This is a genomic window from Rhodobacter sp. JA431, assembly GCF_900217725.1.
Taxonomy (GTDB): Bacteria; Pseudomonadota; Alphaproteobacteria; order Rhodobacterales; family Rhodobacteraceae; genus Rhodobacter; species Rhodobacter aestuarii.
In genome coordinates, this window is the sequence record NZ_OBMP01000006.1 from 45,884 (window position 1) to 65,424 (window position 19,541).

The 19,541-nt window shown below is 59.9% G+C and carries 17 protein-coding genes; 16 read left to right on the plus strand and 1 reads right to left on the minus strand.

Translation table 11 applies throughout. The features are described 5' to 3' along the window. The first annotated feature begins 44 nt into the window (after positions 1-44). Entirely contained in the window at positions 45-1,019 is a 975-nt protein-coding gene (cobS, locus tag CRO18_RS12820) for a cobaltochelatase subunit CobS (protein WP_076485465.1), read from the plus strand. Between the two features lie 441 nt (positions 1,020-1,460). Here the strand turns inward: cobS and CRO18_RS12830 are convergent, their stop codons facing one another. Continuing rightward, positions 1,461-2,048: an NADPH-dependent FMN reductase gene (locus CRO18_RS12830; RefSeq protein WP_076485463.1), complete on the minus strand. Its 588-nt coding sequence runs from the start codon at positions 2,046-2,048 to the stop codon at positions 1,461-1,463. Positions 2,049-2,216: 168 nt separating this feature from the next. Here CRO18_RS12830 and cobT point away from each other — a divergent pair, with 168 nt between their 5' ends. From cobT to CRO18_RS12905, 15 genes are all read left to right on the plus strand, one after another. Then, the gene (gene cobT / locus CRO18_RS12835) at positions 2,217-4,094 is read left to right on the plus strand and encodes a cobaltochelatase subunit CobT (RefSeq protein ID WP_097082423.1); all 1,878 of its coding nucleotides are present in this window, start codon (positions 2,217-2,219) and stop codon (positions 4,092-4,094) included. Between the two features lie 19 nt (positions 4,095-4,113). Continuing rightward, entirely contained in the window at positions 4,114-5,913 is a 1,800-nt protein-coding gene (locus CRO18_RS12840) for an aminopeptidase P family protein (RefSeq protein WP_097082424.1), read from the plus strand. Positions 5,914-6,083: 170 nt separating this feature from the next. Then, a complete protein-coding gene (locus tag CRO18_RS12845) occupies positions 6,084-6,410 on the plus strand; it encodes a hypothetical protein (RefSeq protein WP_076485461.1) in 327 nt (108 codons plus the stop codon). Between the two features lie 35 nt (positions 6,411-6,445). Beyond that, positions 6,446-6,877 carry an SET domain-containing protein-lysine N-methyltransferase gene (locus tag CRO18_RS12850; RefSeq protein ID WP_097082425.1) on the plus strand — a complete coding sequence of 144 codons (432 nt, stop codon included), beginning with the start codon at positions 6,446-6,448 and terminating at the stop codon, positions 6,875-6,877. Next, positions 6,877-9,018 carry a bifunctional diguanylate cyclase/phosphodiesterase gene (locus CRO18_RS12855; RefSeq protein ID WP_097082426.1) on the plus strand — a complete coding sequence of 714 codons (2,142 nt, stop codon included), beginning with the start codon at positions 6,877-6,879 and terminating at the stop codon, positions 9,016-9,018. Before CRO18_RS12850 ends, CRO18_RS12855 begins: the two co-directional genes overlap by 1 nt. Before the next feature lie 349 nt (positions 9,019-9,367). Continuing rightward, entirely contained in the window at positions 9,368-10,786 is a 1,419-nt protein-coding gene (locus tag CRO18_RS12860; RefSeq protein WP_097082427.1) for an aminotransferase, read from the plus strand. Positions 10,787-10,827: 41 nt separating this feature from the next. Then, complete coding sequence (locus tag CRO18_RS12865) at positions 10,828-11,082, plus strand: hypothetical protein (RefSeq protein ID WP_076485458.1); 255 nt, start codon at positions 10,828-10,830, stop codon at positions 11,080-11,082. Further along, positions 11,075-12,316 carry a diaminopimelate decarboxylase gene (locus CRO18_RS12870; RefSeq protein ID WP_097082428.1) on the plus strand — a complete coding sequence of 414 codons (1,242 nt, stop codon included), beginning with the start codon at positions 11,075-11,077 and terminating at the stop codon, positions 12,314-12,316. Before CRO18_RS12865 ends, CRO18_RS12870 begins: the two co-directional genes overlap by 8 nt. A gap of 51 nt (positions 12,317-12,367) precedes the next feature. Further along, positions 12,368-13,285, plus strand: coding sequence for a hypothetical protein (locus CRO18_RS12875; protein ID WP_212710125.1), 918 nt, complete (start codon positions 12,368-12,370; stop codon positions 13,283-13,285). 21 nt (positions 13,286-13,306) lie between these two features. After that, entirely contained in the window at positions 13,307-14,734 is a 1,428-nt protein-coding gene (locus CRO18_RS12880) for an aldehyde dehydrogenase family protein (RefSeq protein ID WP_097082556.1), read from the plus strand. Positions 14,735-14,844: 110 nt separating this feature from the next. Next, on the plus strand, positions 14,845-15,222 hold the full coding sequence (locus CRO18_RS12885; protein ID WP_097082430.1) for a hypothetical protein: 378 nt from the start codon (positions 14,845-14,847) through the stop codon (positions 15,220-15,222). 12 nt (positions 15,223-15,234) lie between these two features. Then, a complete protein-coding gene (locus tag CRO18_RS12890) occupies positions 15,235-15,486 on the plus strand; it encodes a hypothetical protein (RefSeq protein WP_097082431.1) in 252 nt (83 codons plus the stop codon). Positions 15,487-15,651: 165 nt separating this feature from the next. Continuing rightward, positions 15,652-15,978, plus strand: coding sequence for a hypothetical protein (locus CRO18_RS12895; RefSeq protein WP_097082432.1), 327 nt, complete (start codon positions 15,652-15,654; stop codon positions 15,976-15,978). 57 nt (positions 15,979-16,035) lie between these two features. Next, positions 16,036-16,536, plus strand: coding sequence for a hypothetical protein (locus CRO18_RS12900; RefSeq protein WP_097082433.1), 501 nt, complete (start codon positions 16,036-16,038; stop codon positions 16,534-16,536). 92 nt (positions 16,537-16,628) lie between these two features. Further along, entirely contained in the window at positions 16,629-19,520 is a 2,892-nt protein-coding gene (locus CRO18_RS12905) for an EAL domain-containing protein (protein WP_097082434.1), read from the plus strand. Positions 19,521-19,541: the final 21 nt, after the last annotated feature.

Sequence of the window (19,541 nt, forward strand, 5' to 3'; positions counted from 1 at the left end):
TGCGATGCGCCACAAATCGCTAACCCGATCAAGAGGACGCCGAGATGCTCGATACCACTGCCAAGCCCACTGAAGAGATTGATCTGCGCGAGGTCTTCGGCCTTGAAAGCGATATGAAGGTCAAGGGCTTCGCGGAACGCACCGACCGCGTGCCCGACTTTGATTCGACCTATAAATTCGACCCTGACACCACGATGGCCATTCTGGCGGGCTTTGCCTACAACCGCCGCGTGATGATTCAGGGCTATCACGGCACCGGCAAATCGACCCATATCGAGCAAGTTGCGGCGCGGCTGAACTGGCCCTGCGTGCGGGTCAACCTTGATAGCCACGTCAGCCGGATTGACCTCATCGGCAAAGACGCGATCAAGCTCGTCGATGGCAAACAAGTCACCGTGTTCCACGAGGGCATCCTGCCTTGGGCCCTGCGCAACCCGACCGCGATTGTGTTTGATGAATATGATGCGGGCCGCGCCGATGTGATGTTTGTGATCCAGCGCGTGCTGGAGGCCGATGGCAAGCTGACGCTGCTTGACCAAAACGAAGTGATCACGCCAAACCCCTATTTCCGACTGTTCGCCACCTCGAACACTGTGGGTCTGGGCGATACGACCGGGCTTTACCACGGCACGCAACAGATCAACCAAGGCCAGATGGACCGTTGGTCGCTCGTCTCGACGCTGAACTACCTCAGCCATGATGCGGAAGCGGCGATCGTGCTTTCGAAAGTGCCGCATTACAACACCGAAAAAGGCCGCAAGGTGATCAGCCAAATGGTCACCGTGGCCGACCTGACGCGGACGGCGTTTATGAACGGCGATCTGTCCACCGTCATGTCGCCCCGCACGGTGATTGCCTGGGCGCAAAACGCCGACATCTTCCGCAATGTGGGCTATGCCTTCCGCCTCACCTTCCTGAACAAATGCGACGAGTTGGAACGCGCCACCGTGGCCGAGTTCTACCAGCGCCTGTTCGATGAAGAACTGCCGGAATCGGCGGCGGTTATCGCGGGACGGTGATGGATAGACAAACCGCGGTTGAGTATCACACAGAACTGTTTAGGCGCCTCCATGAGAGGCGCCCAAAACTAACTGAACGATTACTCTGGGTTCCATCTCTCGCGGTTTCCGGGTTCTTTGCCTTCGATGGTTTCGGTGGCGCAATATTCGGAGGTTTAATCGGCTGGGGGATCACGGCCGTTCTTCTAAATATCGATGGGCTTAGCTTAGAACTCACTCGCACAGAACTCTTGCGCCACCTTTACGAGCACACAGACGAAGCCGAAGAAGGCCAAAGAATAGCCAAAGTTCAAATGGACGTCGAAAAGACTACAAAGAAGTGGTGGCACGCTCGCTGAGGCTGACCGATGTAATCTACTTCGTCTTAAACGATGCCCACGGAGAACCTCAAAACGGCGCGCCCTTGGGCGCGCCGTTTCGTTTCGTGAGTGGGTTTGAAACTTAGCCGCGGGCGGCTTTGGTGGCAGCGCCCCACCAAGCGATATCGGCCAGAAGGCCCTTGGCCGAACCTTCGATATGGCCGGCAATTTCCGACATCTCGCCATTGGCCCCAAGCGGCGAAATCGCCATGAAATCGCCCCCGCCAATGTGCACCGCATTGCGCACCGGAACCATTTGCAGCTCAACCGCGATCGCGCGCAGATGCTCAATCGCGCGCCCGGCGCCCAGCCCGCCGTAGCCCACCGCGCCCATCGGTTTTTTCGCCCATTCAACGTAAGCTTGGTCCAGCGCGTTTTTCAAAGCGCCGGTGATCGAGTGGTTGTATTCGGCGGTAACGAAAATGTAGCCGTCAAATTCGGCAATCTTTTGTTGCCACTTCACCGCCTCGGGCGATTGCGAGGGCGCCCAAGCGTTCGACGCGACCTCGTCAAAGAACGGCAGGTTGAAATCGCGCAGATCCACCAGTTCAAAGGTGATTTCAGGGTGCTCGGCGCGGGCGAAATCCAAGAACCATTGCGCGGGTTTGTCGGCCAAGCGCGCTTGGCGGGTCGACGACAGGATCACGGCAATTTTGAGTTGAGCAGACATAGGAACCTCTGTTGTCCGGTGTGGCTTTCCTCAAATATGGCGCACAATGCCGCGAAGAAAAGCCAAGGTTCTGCGCGCATATGAACAGCCTCCGTGCTTTCACAAGATCTTGCTTGCGCACGCATTGTGCCGCTGGACGGCGCGGCTTGGCGGTGCTTTACATGCACTATGACGAAGCCCACGCAAAACCCCGCCGATCCGTTTAAAAAGGCCCTCGCCGAGGCCACGAAGACGCTCGCCGATGCGCCAGAGATGAAGGTCAGTTATACGGTTGACCCCTCGGGGGTGTCAGGCGATGCGATGCGGCTGCCGCAGGTGAGCCGCCGCATGACGCGCGACGAGATCATGCTCGCGCGCGGCACGGGTGATGCGCTGGCGCTGCGCGAACGTCACCATGATGCCAAGGTCGCGGCGCGCTACACGCCCACCGGCGATATGGCGAAAAGCCTGTTTGAGGCGATGGAGACCGCGCGCTGTGAGGCTTTGGGCGCGCGCGACATGCCCGGCACGCTGACGAATATCGATTTCAAAATCGGCCATGAGGCGGAGCGGAAAGGCTACGGCCAAATACGCACCCAATCCGAGGCGCCGCTTCCGGTGGCGGCGGGCTATTTGGTGCGCGAACTGGCGACCGGGCGCAAACTGCCTGCGGCGGCGGATCATGTGCTTGATCTGTGGCGCGGCTATTTGGAAGACAGCGCGGGCAAAGACCTTGAAAACGTCAATCATGTGCTCGCCGATCAGGCCGCTTTTGCGCGGCTCGCGCGGCAGGTGATTGCCGATCTGGGCTATGCCGATCAGCTGGGCGATGACCCGGATGAGCCCAACAATGACGACAGCGACGCGGACGAAAGCGAAAACGATCCCGAGGCGCAAAACCAAGACCGCAATGAAGATGAGCAGGTCGAGGATGACAGCGAGTCGACGCCCGAGCGCAGCCAAGAAGAACAGCAAGACCAAACCCAAACGACGGTAAGCCAAGACGACCTGTCGGACCAAGAACTGGGCGAAGAGGTGGAGATGCCACAAGCGGATGCGCCGCTTGAGCCCCCGCCGCCCCCGCCGCATTCGCAGGCCGACCCGAATTACACCGTCTTCACCACCGAGTTTGACGAGGAAATCCGCGCCGAAGATTTGGCCGAACCGGCCGAGTTGGAACGGCTGCGCGCTTACCTTGACCAGCAACTCGAACCGCTCAAAGGCGCGGTGGCGCGGCTGGCGAACAAGCTGCAGCGGCGCTTACAAGCGCAACAAAGTCGCTCGTGGGAGTTTGACCGCGAAGAGGGCCAGTTGGATGCAGGCCGCTTGGCGCGTGTGGTGGCCAACCCGACCACGCCGCTCAGTTTCAAAATCGAAAAAGACACCGAGTTTCGCGATACCTGCGTGACGCTGCTGCTGGATAATTCCGGCTCGATGCGGGGCCGCCCGATTTCGATTGCCGCGATCTGCGCCGATGTTTTGGCCCGCACGCTGGAGCGTTGCTCGGTCAAGGTGGAGATTTTGGGCTTCACCACCCGCGCGTGGAAAGGCGGCCAAGCCCGCGAGAAATGGTTGGCCGAAGGGCGCCCGCAAAGCCCCGGTCGGCTCAACGATCTGCGCCACATCATCTACAAAGGGGCCGATGCGCCGTGGCGGCGTGTGCGGTCAAACCTTGGGCTGATGATGAAAGAGGGCCTGCTGAAGGAAAACATCGACGGCGAGGCGCTCGAATGGGCCTACAAACGCGCCGTCTCGCGCCCGGAATCGCGCAAGATTTTGATGGTGATTTCCGATGGCGCGCCGGTCGATGATTCAACTTTGTCTGTTAACCCCGCGATCTATCTCGAAAAACACCTGCGCGACGTGATCGAAATGGTGGAGCGTAAGCGCGCGGTGGAACTGATTGCCATTGGCATCGGCCATGATGTGACGCGCTATTACAGCCGCGCCGTGACCATCACCGATGTCGAGCAGTTGGCGGGCGCAATGACCGAACAACTCGCCGCGCTTTTTGACAATGATCCGCGCGCCCGTGCCCGGGTGTTGGGGATGAAAAAGGCGATCTGACCCAGCCTTCGGGGGACATATGTTTCAAGATTTCACCACCCGCTCTGCGCCAGAACATGGCCCCGCGCGGCTTGAACAGCTACGCGAAGCGATCACGCACGCCGGGCTGACCGGGTTCATTGTGCCGCGCGCCGATGCGCATCAGGGCGAATATGTGGCCGATTGCGATGCGCGGCTTGGTTGGCTAACGGGCTTCACCGGCTCGGCAGGGTTTTGTGCGGTCCTGCCCGAGATGGCCGGGGTCTTTATTGATGGCCGCTACCGGGTGCAGGTGCGCGCCGAGGTGGATTTGGCGGCTTTTACTCCTGTGCACTGGCCCGAAATCAAACTGGCGGCTTGGCTGATTGAACAGCTTCCCAAAGGGGGGCGCATTGGCTTTGACCCTTGGCTGCACACGCGCCGCGAGATCGACGAATTGCGCCGCGCGTTGGAGGGCAGCGGGATTGAGCTTGCGGAGAGCGCCAATCTGATCGACGCGATTTGGTCCGACCGCCCTGCCCCGCCGCTCGCGCCCGCGCGCATTCATCCGCCGGAATTTGCTGGTGAGACAAGTGGCGAAAAGCGCGCACGTCTGGGGGCGGCTTTGGCGGAGCTTGGGGCCGAAGCGGCGGTGCTGACGCTACCCGACAGCATCGCTTGGCTTTTGAACATTCGCGGGGCCGATATTCCGCGCAACCCGGTGATGCAGGCGTTCGCGGTGCTGCATGCCAATGGCCATCTGACGCTTTTCGTTGAGGGCACGAAGCTTTCAGAAGAGGTCAGAGCGCATTTGGGCGACGAGGTTACGCTGCGCCCGATCTCCGCTTTTGAGGCAGGTTTGCGCTCGCTCACCGGGCCGGTTCTGGTCGATCCGGGCTCTGCACCGCATCAGGTGGGCCGCGAATTGCAAGAGGCCGAAGTGGCGGTGATTTGGGGCGAAGATCCCTGCATCCTGCCCAAAGCCTGCAAAAACGCCGCCGAAGTGGCCGGGATGAAAGCCGCCCATATCCGCGATGCGGCTGCGCTGGTGGAGTTTCTGTGCTGGCTCGATCATGCTGCCCCGCAAGGCGGGCTGACCGAAATTGATGTTGTCAAGGCGCTCGAAAATGCGCGACGCGGCACGGGTCAACTGCTCGATATCAGCTTTGACACGATCTGCGGCGCGGGGCCCAATGGCGCGATTGTCCATTACCGCGTGACCGAGCCAACAAACCGCCCCGTCAATGCAGGCGAATTGCTGTTGATTGATAGCGGCGCGCAATATCCCGATGGCACGACCGATATCACCCGCACACTCGCCATAGGCCAGCCCCCCGAAGGCGCGGCAGAGGCCTTTACCCGCGTGCTGCAAGGGATGATTGCGCTTTCACGCGCGCGCTTCCCCAAAGGCTTGGCGGGGCGCGATCTGGATGCTTTGGCGCGCAGCGCGCTTTGGGCCGCAGGCTATGACTATGACCACGGCACCGGGCATGGTGTGGGCGCGGCGCTTTGCGTGCACGAGGGCCCAGCGCGGATTTCGCGCATCTCTGATGTGCCGCTCGCACCGGGAATGATTTTGTCCAATGAGCCGGGCTATTACCGCGAAGGGCATTGGGGCATCCGGATCGAGAACCTGATCTTGGTCGAAACCGCGCCGAAACTGGGCGACGGGCGCGATCACTTGGCCTTTGCCACGCTCACATGGGTGCCAATCGACCGGCGCCTGATTGTGGTGGAGCGGCTCAGCGCCACCGAGCGCGACTGGCTGGATACCTACCATGCCGGGGTCTTTGCCCGGATCGGCCCGTTGGTTTCGGCCCCGGCCCGCGATTGGCTCAAGGCCGCTTGCCAGCCGCTTTAATCCTAAGACCGATACGACGACGTTTCTCGCCCCGACCTCGCGCCGGGGCGATTGGCATTTACCATTAACTTTAATGATTTTCCCTTGTCGCATTAAGCAGCCGGCAAGCAGGTATGTCGCATTTTCAATGTGCAATTCTAAAATGGAAACGATGTAGGGAAATCTGCGTCATGCGATCCTACCTGATACTCGTGGGCATTGTTGCTTTCACGATACTTGGCGATTATGCGTTGAAATCTGCGGCGATCAAAACCGCGCCCTTTACGACCTCTTGGTTTGCTGCGGGCACCGTGCTTTATGCCGTCACCGCGCTTGGATGGGTCTTCTTGATGCAGACCCACAACCTCGCCCAAATTGCCGTTCTTTACAGCTCCGCCACGATCTTGGGGCTCACGGCCGTTGGCGTCGCCTTCTTTGGCGAAACCCTCTCCCTTAGACAAATCGTTGGGCTTGGCGCCGCGCTTTTTGCCGTGGTGATCATGGAAACCGAAGCCTGAAATCGTAAACGAAAAATTAACCAAGAGGTCGCACGATGCTCTTAGTGAACCACTATGTCTCGCAAAGCCCCATCCACGGTTTGGGTGTTTTCACCAGGGAACCCATCCGCGCGGGCAATACGGTCTGGAGGTATGACCCGATGTTCGATGTGGACATCCCGGCCAGCGCATTGGCGCATTTCCCCGAGGAAGCGGTGGAAACCGTGCTGCATCATGCCGAATTTATCCCACATCTTCAGGTGTTTCGGCTTGGAAATGACGGGGATATGTTCATGAACCATTCCGAGACCCCAAGCCTTATTGACTGCGGCGAGGAAATGATTGCGGCGCGCGATCTGCCCGCAGGCACCGAACTGACCTGCAATTATGCTCATGTCTGCGTGCTCGGCTTTGCCGATACCGCTCCCGCTCCCCTAATTCACGGGCCTCTAATGCACGGACCCCTAATGCACAGGGTTGCCGCCTGATGAGCAGCAACACCCTTCCTCGGCAAATTGTTGGTCTTGTAACAGCGGTTTTGCTCGCGGTGTTGGCGGTGTTGTGGCTCGCGCTTCTGTCTGTGCGCCAGACGATGGATACCAATGCGATTGAAGATTCCTCGCAACGGGTGATCGGTCGGGTGCATAGCTTGCAAGATTCCGTCTCCCTTTTGGCGGGGGATTATCATAACTGGACCGATCTTTATCTGGCGGCCCAAAACCGCGCGACGGATCGCTTGTCTTCGAATTACGGCATCACCGCACATCGGGGAGATGTCTTCCAATATGCGGAATTGTTCGACGGGCCACTGCCCGCGCCTGTGTCGTGGCAAGCCGGGGCGGGCCTTGCGCCGCAAGGCGGCCTTTTAAGCCCCCAGACCCGCGCCGCCTTGCGCGCGGTGGTGCCAACACTCGATAGTTCCGAACGGCAAACCTTTGATTTCTTTGAAATGCGCGATGGGATGCCGGTGATGTTCTCGGCCTCTTATCTGCTGCCGGAAAACGCTCAATTGCTGGCCGAGGTGCAACCGAACAGTGCCGCAATTGCGGTGATCGGCAAGATTTTGGAAAAAGACCGCTTCCAAGATATGGAGCAGGAATTGTCCATCAGCGGGCTGGACGTTCTGCCTGAGCCACCTCCCAAAGATACGGTGTTCACCACCCTGGCTGGCGTGACCGGCGAACCTGTCGCCTGGATGCGCTGGTCCCCCCCGCAGCCGGGCACACAACTTTTTTGGAAGATGTTCCCGATCATGGGGGCCTTTAGCGTGGTGTTCGTGATCATGTCCTACTGGGCGGCGATGCTGCTGCGCTCAAAAGCGGCGGTGCTGATCGAACGTGAGGCGATTTCCTCTGGGCGCGCGCGCAGCGATGCGCTGACCGGCTTGCCAAACCGCTATGCTATGCGCGAGCACTTAAGCAAATTACGCAAACAGGCCGAGCAGCAATGCGCGGTAATCGCCATTGATTTGGTCCGCTTCAAAGTGATCAACGACACCGTTGGCCATTTGGGCGGTGACGCTTTCTTGGTAGAATTCTCAAAACGGCTCAATGAACTGCGTGACGAACATACCTTTGTTGCACGCTATGGCGGTGATGAGTTTTTTGTGGTGAGCGCCGCCCCCGAAGGGCTCGAAGAGATCGTCGCGCGCAAATGCCTTGCGCTGCAGCGGCTCTCAGATACGCCGATCATCTGCCACGGCGTCAGCTTTGAGGTGCAAACCTCCAAAGGGCTTGCCTTCGATGATCGCCAAGCGATGGATCACGAGGAGCTTTTGCGCCGTGCCGACCGGGCGATGTATTCCGCCAAGCTGCGCGAGACGCTGGAGGTAATCCGCTACGACCGGCGCATGGAAAGCGAAGACCTCGACCACAAGCATATCGAGCGAGAACTGCGCCGCGCCCTGACGGATGGGAGCGGTTTCACCATGTATTACCAACCGATCCTGCCCGCAAAAGGGGGGGATGGCCCGCTGCGCTATGAAGCGCTGGCGCGTTGGTTCTCGCCAGAATTGGGGCAAGTCCCACCGGATCAGTTTATCAAAGTGGCAGAAGCCAGCGGGCTCATTATGCAACTGGGGTGGGTTTTGCTTGATCATATCTGCAAGGATATGAAGCTGCTCAAAGACGCCAAGGTCAGTATCAATGTCTCCCCCACACAATTGATGAGCCGTGGCTTTGCAGAGAAATTCACCGCCTATGTGCGCGCCCATGACATTTCGCCGGAGCGGATTGAGGTCGAGGTGACCGAGCAAATCGTGCTGCGCGACGATGTCACCATCTCGCAAGAGCTGATCACGCTCAGCGCCAATGGCTTCACCCTCGCGCTGGATGATTTTGGCACCGGCTTTGCGTCAATCGGCTATCTGATGCGGATGCCCTTTGACGCGCTGAAGATCGACCGGTCCTTTGTGCGCGCGATCGAAGAGGGGGAAGACGGGATGCGGATGATCCGTTCGATCATCGGTCTTGCCCGCGCGATGGGGCTGAGCATCGTCGCCGAAGGGGTCGAAACCGAAACCGATGCCGCGCGGCTGCGCATCAACGGGGCGGATTTCTTGCAAGGCTATCATTACGGGCGCCCTGCCCCGATTGACCATTATCTCAGAACCACGACCCCAGCCTCTTAAACGCGATATCGCCTCCGGATGACTGCCTGTTGAACAGGCAAATATGCCGTTTTTGGGAGGCATTGCGTCGGATTTCGAAAAAATCTGTTCCGATGGGTTTAGTTGTGGGCCCGTTTGTGCGATGAAGTATTCAGATATCTGAGGAGTTTTGCGGGCATCAAGCGCCCCCGCCGTTGTCTGGCGCGCTCCTTGGGCGCGGTCCGTCTGGATCGGCTTTGGCCCTTGGTCATCGAGCCGTGACGCAGTTGGCGCAAAGGCGCTGGCACGGCCGCACCAATCCAAGAGGGCCCCTAGGGGCCAGACTTCACCGAAATCGCGCCTCGGCGCGAAACCAGGAGGCATAACCTTCATGGATTTGTTGGCTGAAACCGCCCCAGATAAGACCACGCAAAAGCTCCAGTCCCGTCCGGTCCCAAGGATTGATGCGCGTCACGTGCTGCACCCTTGGGCAGATCTCAGCAGTTTAGGCACGCAAGACGCATTGGTGATCCACTCCGCCAAGGGCGTGCGGGTGCGCGACAGCGCGGGCAAAAGCTACCTCGATGCGATTGGCGGTATGTGGTGCATGACCTTGGGCTATGGCCGCGAAGAATTGGCCGAGGCAATGGCCGATCAAGCCCGCCAGATGGCCTATTACACCCCCTTTGGCGATGTTTCGAGCGAGCCTGCTGCGCGTTTGGCAGAAAAGCTCGCCAAGCTTTCGCCGGGGGATTTGAACCGGGTGCATTTCACCACCTGCGGCTCGACCGCCGTGGAATCGGCGATCCGCATCGCGCAGTATCATTTCGCCGCGCAAGGCCAGCCGCAACGGCGCCATGTGCTCTCTCGCATCAATGCCTATCATGGCGGCACCTATCTGACGCAATCGCTTTCGGGCAAATCGGCGGATCGGACCTTATTTCATTATGAGGCCGAGTTCGTGCACCACCTTTCTAGCCCCGGATATGACCCGGACCGCTCCAACATCTCGGCCGAAGCCAAACTGCAAGAACTGCTGTCTGAGATGGAGGCGGAGATTGCGCGCATCGGCCCCGAAAACATCGCCTGTTTCATTGCCGAACCAATCATGGCGTCTGGCGGCGTGCTGACCCCGCCGGTGGGCTATCAAAAAGCCACCTGCGATCTGTGCCACAAATACGGCATTCTTTACATCTCGGATGAGGTGGTGACGGGCTTTGGCCGGCTAGGGTATTTCTTTGCTTCTGAGGTCCGCTTTGGCCTCGCGCCCGATATGATCATCACCGCCAAGGGGCTTTCCTCGGGCTATCAACCGCTGGGCGCGGTGTTGATCTCGGACCGTATTGCCACAGCGCTTGCGCGCAATGCCCCCGCCGATAAGCCTGTCTTTTCAAACGGGTTTACCTATTCGGGCCATCCGGTCGCCTGCGCGGTTGCGCTTGCCAATATCGAGATTATGGAGCGCGAGGATATTTGCGGCCATGTCCGCGATGTTGGCCCCTATTTCATCGACAAACTGCGCGCGCTGCGCGGCAAAGACATCGTCTATACGGTGCGCGGCGACCATCTGATGGCCTGTGTCGAATGCTGGACGGGCGAAGAGGTGGGGCCAACGGCCGCCAATATGGCGCTTGCGCAGCGGGTGGACAGCTATTGCCAAGAGGCGGGGCTGCTGGTGCGGCCCTATGAAAACCTCTGCATCCTCTCCCCGCCGCTGATTATCACGCGCAGCGATATCGACCGGATTGTTGCGATCCTGTCGGAGGCGCTTGACCGCGCCGAAGCCGATCAAAAAGCGGGCAAGATCTGAGCCCAAAAACCGCTCCCCCCTCGGTGCGAAGGAGACAAGATATGAGCCAACCAACAAGCTTCATTGATTGCCGCGGGCTTTCGGCACCGCTGACGGTGTTGCGCATCAAACAAGCCGTCGTCGGGCGCCAAGATTGTGGCCTGCCGCTTGACGTTTTGGTCGACCGTCACTGCAACGCGCCCGAGCGTATCGCGCACAGCCTGAAGCATGACCCGACCGATATCCGGCTTGTCTACTCCACCCAAGACCGTCGCGCATTGGCGAAAGCCGGCAAAGGAATGCTCCGACATGGCTGACACCGACATCGCCCCGGAAAACCGCGCACAAAAGACCGTCGCCCCTTGGTGGCAACGCGAAGATTTGGCCTATCGGGGCGGACGGCTGCATCTGGGCAGCACCGATCTGGCGGCCTTGGCCCGCAAGCTCGGCACGCCGACTTATGTGATCCGCGCGCGGCGTGTGGCGCAGAAGGCAGGGCTTTTGCACCGCGCCTTGGACCGTGTCGGGCTGGACCATCACCTTTATTACGCGATCAAGGCCAACCGCACGCCCCAGCTTTTATCCTACCTTGCGGGGCAAGGGCTGTGCGGGGCCGATGTCTGCTCTCCCGAAGAGTTGATATATGCGCTTTCTTGCGGCTTTCGTGAGCAAGATATCTCGTTTACGGGCACCTCGCTCAGTGCCGCCGATCTTGAGATGTTGGGGCGGTTTGAAGGGATCGCCATCAACTTTGATGCGCTTGCCGCGCTCGACCGCTTTGGCCGCGCGCATCCGGGCCGCAAAGTCGGGCTGCGGATCAACCCAGACCGCGGCATCGGCTATGGCGGCAGTCAGATGCTGCAGTATAGCGGGGCGGCAGCGACGAAATTTGGCATCTATCTGGATCGGTTGCCGGAGGCGATTGAGATTGCCAAGCGCCATCGGCTCAAAATCACGCGGCTCCATTTCCACGCGGGCTGTGGCTACCTAGATCGCGAGATGACGCAATTTGCCGCCGTGCTGCAAGAAAGCCGCCGCTTCACCGAACAGCTTCCGGGGCTGAGTGAAGTCAATATCGGCGGCGGCTTGGGGGTGCCACATCGCGCTTCTGACAGGCCGCTCGACCTTGATCATTGGGCACATACCATCGCGCAAGCCTATGGTGGCACGGGGCTGACGGTTGCCGTCGAACCGGGAGATTTTCTGGTCAAGGATGCGGGCGTGCTTTTGGCCTCCGTCACCTACCGCGAACGGCGCAAAACGGTGGAGTTTTTGGGCCTTGATGCCGGGTTCAACTTGGCGATGGAGCCTGCCTTTTACGACCTGCCCTGTGAACCTGTCCCCACCGTGCCGCGCGAGGCGCCGCCGAGCCGTTTTACCGTGGTCGGCAATGTCAATGAAGCGCTCGACAAATGGGCCGAAGATCACCCGATGCCGCCGCCCGAAGAGGGTGATGTGATCGCGCTCCTGAATGCGGGAGGCTATGCCGCCGCGATGCGCTCTGACCACTGCCTGCGCGGCGCGGCGCGCAATCTCATGGTGCTCGACTAAGAGCCGCCCCGCCGCTTGGGCGGCACTTTGGACCCTTATGACGGAAGACAGATGAGCCATTCACACATGACCGAACCTCAGCTTTCCGACGCAAACACTTCCACCGCCGCGCATGCGCCTGAATTTGCTTTTGATCCGCGCGACCCATGGACACAAACCTTTCAACGCGCGCTGGAACGGGCGAACCTGCACGGCAAGCGCATCTATGAGGTGGGGATCGGCACGGGCGCGAATGCCGCTTTCTTGCTGACAATCTGCGGCGCGGCCCGCGTTTCGGGCAGTGATCTTGATCCGCGCATGGCCGATTTATCTGCCCATAACGTGCTGACCCTGGCGCCAAGCGCGGCACATCGGTTTCAGCCCGTGCATGGGGCTGTGAGCCTGATCGACACGCCCGAGGCTCTGGCCGAGGTGGAACAGGCGGATGTGGTGATCGGCTGCCTGCCACAAGTGGCCTGCCCGGGCGATCCGCGGTTTGAGGCGTTCCGCAACGCGCATCGCACCAAATTGGGCGTGGCGGCAGATGTGCGCGAAGATGACCATATCGCGCATTACTACCCTTGGGCCGACTTTGAGGAATTTCCCTTCAATACCGTTGGGCTGGGCTTGAACGAGGCTCTGTTGCGCCGCTTGCGTGCCTGTGCGCCAAGGGCCGAGGTGATCTTGAATTTCGGGGCCCGTGTTGGCGTGCCCGTCTTGTGCGATATGTTTGAAGCCAACGGCTACCGCCCCGAAAAGCTACAATCCCAGATCGTCGAGCAACATGCCGGGACCGACATTTCCTTCTTTGTGGCGCTGGAAAAGGCGCTTGGCGGCACCGGTTTTGATGAGGCTTTCAGTTGCGCTTTTTACCGCGATGCGGCGGGAGCCGAACCGCTCACCGCGCGGGCGGCACAAACGATGATGGATGCAGATCCACAAGCGGCGATCTATCATGAGGTCTGCACGATCCGCGGCACGCCTGTTTGAGCGAGGAACCCACTCATGACGATGAACGCAGAGCGTTTTTATATTGATGGCGCTTGGGTTGAGCCTTTGGGAGGCGGTTCCATGCCAATCATGGACCCCGCGCAAAACGCCAAAATTGGCACGGTCGCTTTGGGCACCGCCGCAGATGTGGATCGCGCCGTAGACGTCGCGACCCGCGCCTTTGAGGAATTCGGCCTCTGGCCCAAAGCCGAACGATTGGCGCTTTTGCGCCGCATCCGCTTGGGCACCGCCGCGCGGCAAGAGGATTTGGCTTGGGCGATGTGCCATGAGATGGGCGCACCGATTTCGATGGCGCGCGCGATGCAAGCCGAAGCGGGCATTGGCCATGCCGATGGCTTCATCGAAGCGCTCGCCAAACAAGACGAGCGCTGGACTTTGCCAAATGGCGACACGCTGACCCGTGAGCCGATCGGCCCGGTGGGCGCGATCACGCCTTGGAATTGGCCGATCAACCAAATCGCGCTCAAGGTGCTGCCCGCGCTCGCCACCGGCTGCCCGGTCATTCTCAAACCATCGGAACACACGCCGCTTTCGGCGCAGCTTTACGCCGAAATTCTGCATGAGGCGGGCGTGCCTGCGGGGGCCTTTGCGCTCATTCACGGCACCGGGCCAGAGGTGGGAGAGACGCTTTCGACCCATCCAGGGCTGGCGATGGTCTCATTCACCGGCTCAACGCGTGCGGGAATTGCGGTGTCCAAAGCGGCGGCGGAAACCGTCAAACGGGTCACGCTCGAACTCGGCGGTAAAAGCCCCAATCTTGTCTTTGCCGATTGCGGCGCGGCGCTGGCAGAACGCGTGCGCTATGCGGTGGCGGAGTGCTTCCTCAACACCGGGCAATCATGCGACGCCCCGACCCGGCTGATTGTCGAGCGCGCCTGTTATGACGAGGTGCTTGAAATCGCCGAAGCCGCCGCAAAGGCCATCAAGGTCTCCGACCCGAAGCAAGAGGGCGATCACCTTGGCCCGCTGTTTGATCAGCTACAATGGGACCGGGTGCAGGCGCTCATTGCCAAAGGGATTGATGAAGGCGCGCGGCTTTTGGCGGGTGGGCTTGGTAAACCCGAGGGGTTGGAGCACGGCTGGTATGCGCGCCCGACCGTCTTTGCTGATGTTACGCCCGAGATGACCATCGCGCGCCAAGAAATCTTTGGCCCGGTGCTGTCGATCCTGCCTGCCGAAGACGAAGCCGAAATGATCGCGCTCGCAAATGCCACCGACTATGGCCTTGCAGCCTATATCCAAACCGGAGACCCGATGCGGGCCGAACGGGTGGCGCGGCGGCTGCGCGCAGGGGCGGTGCATATCAATGGCGGCGGCCTTGGCTGGGGCACACCCTTTGGCGGTTACAAAGCCTCTGGCAATGGGCGCGAAGGCGGGATGCAGGGGCTTGAGGACTATCAAGAGGTGAAAAGCCTGCATTTTGGCTAGTTCGCGTAGTAAGACCCGCGTCAAATCGCGCGCAGGCTTGCTTTTTTACGCGCCCTTTACGGCTGCTGGTCCTAATTTCGACCAATCACTTTCAGACCAAAGGCCTCATCATGTTTGCAAAACCCGCCGCCATTTTGCTTGCCGCCACGCTTGCGCTTTGCGCGCCCACCGCTGGCATGGCGGAATTTTCGCCGGCTGAGGCCAAGCTTTATGTGGGTTGGCCGGGGCTTGAAGGGGTCGATTTTCCGCAAGGTGCCGAGGCCAAGGTCTACTCCATCATCGATAATATGGGCGGCTGGCCGCGCCCCGTTTATGTGGTGATGCTGGACAATGGCCGCGCGCTCTCGCCCGTCGGCACGATGCAATGCGAAGTGACCTTCCAAGTGCTGAAAGACCAGCACCATGGCTGGCATGATATCTTGTGCGAAAACTCCGGCTGGTCAGAGATTTGGAAAATGGGCTCTGATGGGCTGTATGCGCCGCGCTAAGGGGAAAAGCGGATGACGGAACAGCCCCCCTGCCCCGACTGCGGCGCGCCCACCGATCCCGTCGAAATGGTCACCGGCGGTGGCTGGGGTGGGCATGGCCGCGTGGTAATTTATCAATGTCCGGCCTGCGGCACAAAGCTGGAACGCGACGCAGACCCATCGCGGCAGTTCAATAGCGCGATTGGGCTGTTGGAAATTACCCTAGGGGCGCTTGCACTTTGGCGCTTACCTGCCCCCGCGAATTGGGTCTTGGGCGGGCTCTAACTTTTGCTTGGGGCCTTTGGGCTGCGACAAGGTGGCACGCATCGGCACAAGGGAACCCAACGTTAACCAGTGATTCCTAGTCTGGCACAACAGTGCCCTCGCTCCAAAAGTCGGTCTCAGGGCATGTCTTTTTATACGCCCAACGAAGATTTGAGGAGGACGACCATGCCACGGAAATACTTTCAAAAATCGCTCGCAAGCTTGGCACTCGCCTGCGCCGCTCTGGCAGCGCCCCAAGCGATGGCGCTGAGCGGTGGCGTCTATAACCAGTGTAACGGGATAGAATGGCATTCCTCCCCGCCCGGCCCGCAGGGCTATGGCAAAACATGCATCCACTGCAACGCAGGCAATGAGGTCCGCTTTTGGTCCGAATACCAACATAATTCTGCGGGCCAATACACGGGCAAGATGAACTATTATGACCTGAACGGTCATTACATCTGCACCGGATCGCGTGTGGATTGCGTGATCCGCTACTATTGCGGCGGCTAAATGCCAGACGCGCGCCCCAAACGACCGGGGCGCGCGCCTCTATTGCGGGAGGATTTTATGAAACGGTTTTGCTTCGCCCTTGCGCTTCTTGGCGCGGGCCTTTTGCCCCCGGCGGTCGCGCAGGCGACCCCCGCCAGTTCCTTTGCCGAGGCGGTCGATTTGTGCCTACGTTTTGGCGCCGATCCTTGGTTCGCCCAAGATCGGTTCGAGGAAGCGGGCTGGCGCAGCTATGAAGACCCCGATTTTGGCTCCTTGGCCTTCAAAAGCCCCGATGGCGCGGTGATCGCCCTGCCCCCCACGAGCGACAGCTTTCCAATGTGGTGCAGCGTGATGAGCGGAAGCGTTTCTTTTGTGAAAGGCATGGCTGCTGCCGAAAATGCGCTGTTGGCAAGCGACATACCGATCCAACGCGAAATCCGCGACAATTGCCCAGTCTACCACGGCAGCGGCGGACAAGAGCTGCGCATCTTCTCTGAAGGCAATGACGATCTGTGCAACGATCCGGAGACCGCGCTTGTGCATGTGGTCACCTTCTCCAACCCGCTTTCCGGGCAATAAATTCCGCACAGCCTAACGATTTATTTGCTCCCTTGCATCAAACTTACCCGGTGAAAAGTCCGGGTAGGTTATTCGGTGCAAAGGTTAAGATTATGAATGAGTTGAAGGAAAGCGCACTTGATTTGGTGAAGTGCGAGCAAGAACCGATTCACGCGCCGGGGGCCATTCAATCTGCCTCGATCTTGCTGCTTTTCGACCCCGACCAAGGGGCACTTGCCGCCGCCAGTGACAACCTAGAGCCCCTTTTTGGCGCCTCTGCCAGCGCGCTTTTGGGCACCCCGGTTGAGCGGTTCTTCACAATCCGCGACGCCACCACGATCCGCGCAATTGCCGCAGGGCAAATGCCCATGAATGCTGGCTATTTTCGGCTCAAGACCGGACAGGAACATTGGGTCAGCCTGCTCCGCACCGATGGGTTATTGGGGGTCGAAATCAACACCTACGAAGGCGCCGATCATGACGTGGTCGGCTTTGGCCTTGGTGTGGGCGAAGCGCTTACCGAAATCAGTGAAATCACCGATCGTTTGACCCGCGCGGATGAGGCAGACCTGCGCCATCTGGCCACGGTCGTCACCCGGCGGTTTCATGAATTGTCCGGCTACGACCGGGTGATGCTCTACCGCTTCGACACCGACTGGAATGGCGAGGTGATTGGCGAAACCTTCGCGCCCCATGTGGATCATTCCTTCAAAGGGCTGTCCTTCCCCTCTTCCGACATCCCCAAACAGGCGCGCGCGCTGTTTTTGCGCAACCGGGTGCGGCCGGTGGTTGATGTCGCCTCTGCCTCTGTCGCGATTGTGCCGCCCCTGCATCCAAGCACGGGCCAACCCTACGATTTGTCGGATTGTTCGATCCGCGGTGTTTCGCCGGTGCATCTCGAATACCTTTCGAATATGGGGGTTTGTGCCACGCTGACGCTCGCGCTGATTGTGCGTGGCAAACTCTGGGGGCTTTTGGCCTGCCATCATTATTCGGCCCCCTATCGGCTCACGCCGGGGCGGTCTTCGGCCTGCCGTTTGTTTGCCGAGGCGGTCTCAAGCACAATCGCGCGCTTGGTCGAACGGTCCGAAGCTGAAGCGATTGATCATGTGCGCCAAAGCCTGCGCAAATTGCGCAACACACTTTTGCAGGGGCCAAAATCCGGTGGGTTTGATGCCTTCTTGCGCGATCAAGCCACCGATCTTTTGGCGCTGATGCAATGCGACGGCATGGTCTATCGGCTTGATGGGCGCGACTATAGCTTTGGAGACTTGCCCGACAAACCGCTGATGGCCGCGTTGCGCAACCGGCTTGAGGCGCATCGGAATGGGGTCGACCGCGATGGGTTCTCCACCCATTTTGCCGCCGGGCTTTGGCCCGATCTGTCAGAGCAACTTGGCGAGGCGGCGGCGGGCGCGCTGATCTACCAACCGCGCCAGTGCAATTACGATCTGATCTTGCTGCGCAACGCGCGTGAAACCGACCTGCATTGGGCGGGCGATCCCTACAAACGTGTAACCGCCGAAACCGAGGGCGAACGGTTGCACCCGCGTGGCTCGTTCAATCTGTGGCGCGAAAGCGTGCGCGATCGTGCGCTGCCTTGGGAGCCCGAGGCGATGATCGCGGCGCGCGAATTGACGATGGGCCTCAACGAGATCGACTGGCTGTTTGAATGGCAAAAGTCGGAAGCCGAACTGGCCCAAGCGCGCGCAGAAACCGAACATAACGCCTTGCATGATGCGCTCACCGATTTGCCGAACCGGCGCTATCTGCAGCGCCGCTTGGATGAGGCGGAGCAAAATGCCGAAACCCGCCCCTCAGCGCTCGTGCATATCGACCTTGATCGGTTCAAGCAGGTCAATGACACGATGGGCCATTCGGCAGGCGATGAATTGCTGATCGAGGTGGCGCGGCGGCTTAAGCGGGTCTTGCGCAGCGGCGATTTCCCAGCCCGCGTCGGCGGCGATGAATTCCTGATCTTGGCCGCGCCCGGCACCCATCCGTGGGAATTGGATGCGATGGGAGACCGGATCATCGCAGCGCTCTCTCGCCCGGTGACGCTAAACTGTGGCGAGGTCGAGATTGGCGCCTCGGTCGGGATCGCGCTCAACACCGGCACTGTTGGTGCCGATGAATTGTTCTATCAGGCCGATCTCGCGCTTTACGAGTCAAAGCGCAACGGCCGTGGTCGGGTCACCCAATTCAGCGAAGTGCTGCAACGCCGCCAGGAAGAAAAGCAACGCCTTGGCGAGGATATTCGCGAAGGCATCCGTTCGGGCCGGTTTGAAGTCTGGTATCAGCCGCAATTCAAAGCCAGCGATTTTGCCCTTTGCGGGGTAGAGGCGCTGCTGCGCTGGAACCACCCCGATCATGGCATCCTGTCCCCCGCGCAGTTCTTGGACATGGCCGAGGATCTGGACCTTGTCGCCACGCTCGACAGTATCGGCATGCAAGCCGCGTTGCAGGATTTGGCGCGGCTGGAAACCGAGGGGCTCACGATCCCCAAGCTTTCGCTCAATGTTTCGGCCCGGCGCCTGCAAGACCCGAGCTTCTTGGAGGCTGCGCGCAATATTGGCGCGCACCGGGAGTTGGTTTCCTTCGAACTGCTCGAGTCGATCTATCTTGATGAACTCACGCCCGAGATGGAGGCCAATCTGACCGGGCTGCGCGAGATGGGAATTCCGATTGAGGTTGATGACTTCGGCACCGGACGCACCTCGATTGTCAGCCTTGTGACCTTGCGCCCGGATCGCTTGAAGATCGACCGACAACTGATTGAACCTGTTGTCAGATCTGACTCCGCGCGCAAACTGGTCGCGTCGATTGTGGAAATCGGCCAATCGCTTGGCATCGGCATCACCGCCGAGGGCGTTGAGACGCGCGATCATGCGGAGGTTTTGCGCGGACTTGGCTGCACCGTGCTGCAAGGGTTCCATTTCGCCCGCCCAATGCCCGTGGCGGATCTGCGCAGCCTACTTGCGGGGGAGCAGCGGCGCCATGGTTGATCTCTCACGAGTCCCAGAACC

Bases quoted from the DNA above. Each gene is read 5' to 3' on its own strand.
- cobS (WP_076485465.1), top strand. From the start codon at position 45: ATGCTCGATACCACTGCCAAGCCCACTGAAGAGATTGATCTGCGCGAG.
- CRO18_RS12830 (WP_076485463.1), bottom strand. From the start codon at position 2,048: ATGTCTGCTCAACTCAAAATTGCCGTGATCCTGTCGTCGACCCGCCAA.
- cobT (WP_097082423.1), top strand. From the start codon at position 2,217: ATGACGAAGCCCACGCAAAACCCCGCCGATCCGTTTAAAAAGGCCCTC.
- CRO18_RS12840 (WP_097082424.1), top strand. From the start codon at position 4,114: ATGTTTCAAGATTTCACCACCCGCTCTGCGCCAGAACATGGCCCCGCG.
- CRO18_RS12845 (WP_076485461.1), top strand. From the start codon at position 6,084: ATGCGATCCTACCTGATACTCGTGGGCATTGTTGCTTTCACGATACTT.
- CRO18_RS12850 (WP_097082425.1), top strand. From the start codon at position 6,446: ATGCTCTTAGTGAACCACTATGTCTCGCAAAGCCCCATCCACGGTTTG.
- CRO18_RS12855 (WP_097082426.1), top strand. From the start codon at position 6,877: ATGAGCAGCAACACCCTTCCTCGGCAAATTGTTGGTCTTGTAACAGCG.
- CRO18_RS12860 (WP_097082427.1), top strand. From the start codon at position 9,368: ATGGATTTGTTGGCTGAAACCGCCCCAGATAAGACCACGCAAAAGCTC.
- CRO18_RS12865 (WP_076485458.1), top strand. From the start codon at position 10,828: ATGAGCCAACCAACAAGCTTCATTGATTGCCGCGGGCTTTCGGCACCG.
- CRO18_RS12870 (WP_097082428.1), top strand. From the start codon at position 11,075: ATGGCTGACACCGACATCGCCCCGGAAAACCGCGCACAAAAGACCGTC.
- CRO18_RS12875 (WP_212710125.1), top strand. From the start codon at position 12,368: ATGAGCCATTCACACATGACCGAACCTCAGCTTTCCGACGCAAACACT.
- CRO18_RS12880 (WP_097082556.1), top strand. From the start codon at position 13,307: ATGAACGCAGAGCGTTTTTATATTGATGGCGCTTGGGTTGAGCCTTTG.
- CRO18_RS12885 (WP_097082430.1), top strand. From the start codon at position 14,845: ATGTTTGCAAAACCCGCCGCCATTTTGCTTGCCGCCACGCTTGCGCTT.
- CRO18_RS12890 (WP_097082431.1), top strand. From the start codon at position 15,235: ATGACGGAACAGCCCCCCTGCCCCGACTGCGGCGCGCCCACCGATCCC.
- CRO18_RS12895 (WP_097082432.1), top strand. From the start codon at position 15,652: ATGCCACGGAAATACTTTCAAAAATCGCTCGCAAGCTTGGCACTCGCC.
- CRO18_RS12900 (WP_097082433.1), top strand. From the start codon at position 16,036: ATGAAACGGTTTTGCTTCGCCCTTGCGCTTCTTGGCGCGGGCCTTTTG.
- CRO18_RS12905 (WP_097082434.1), top strand. From the start codon at position 16,629: ATGAATGAGTTGAAGGAAAGCGCACTTGATTTGGTGAAGTGCGAGCAA.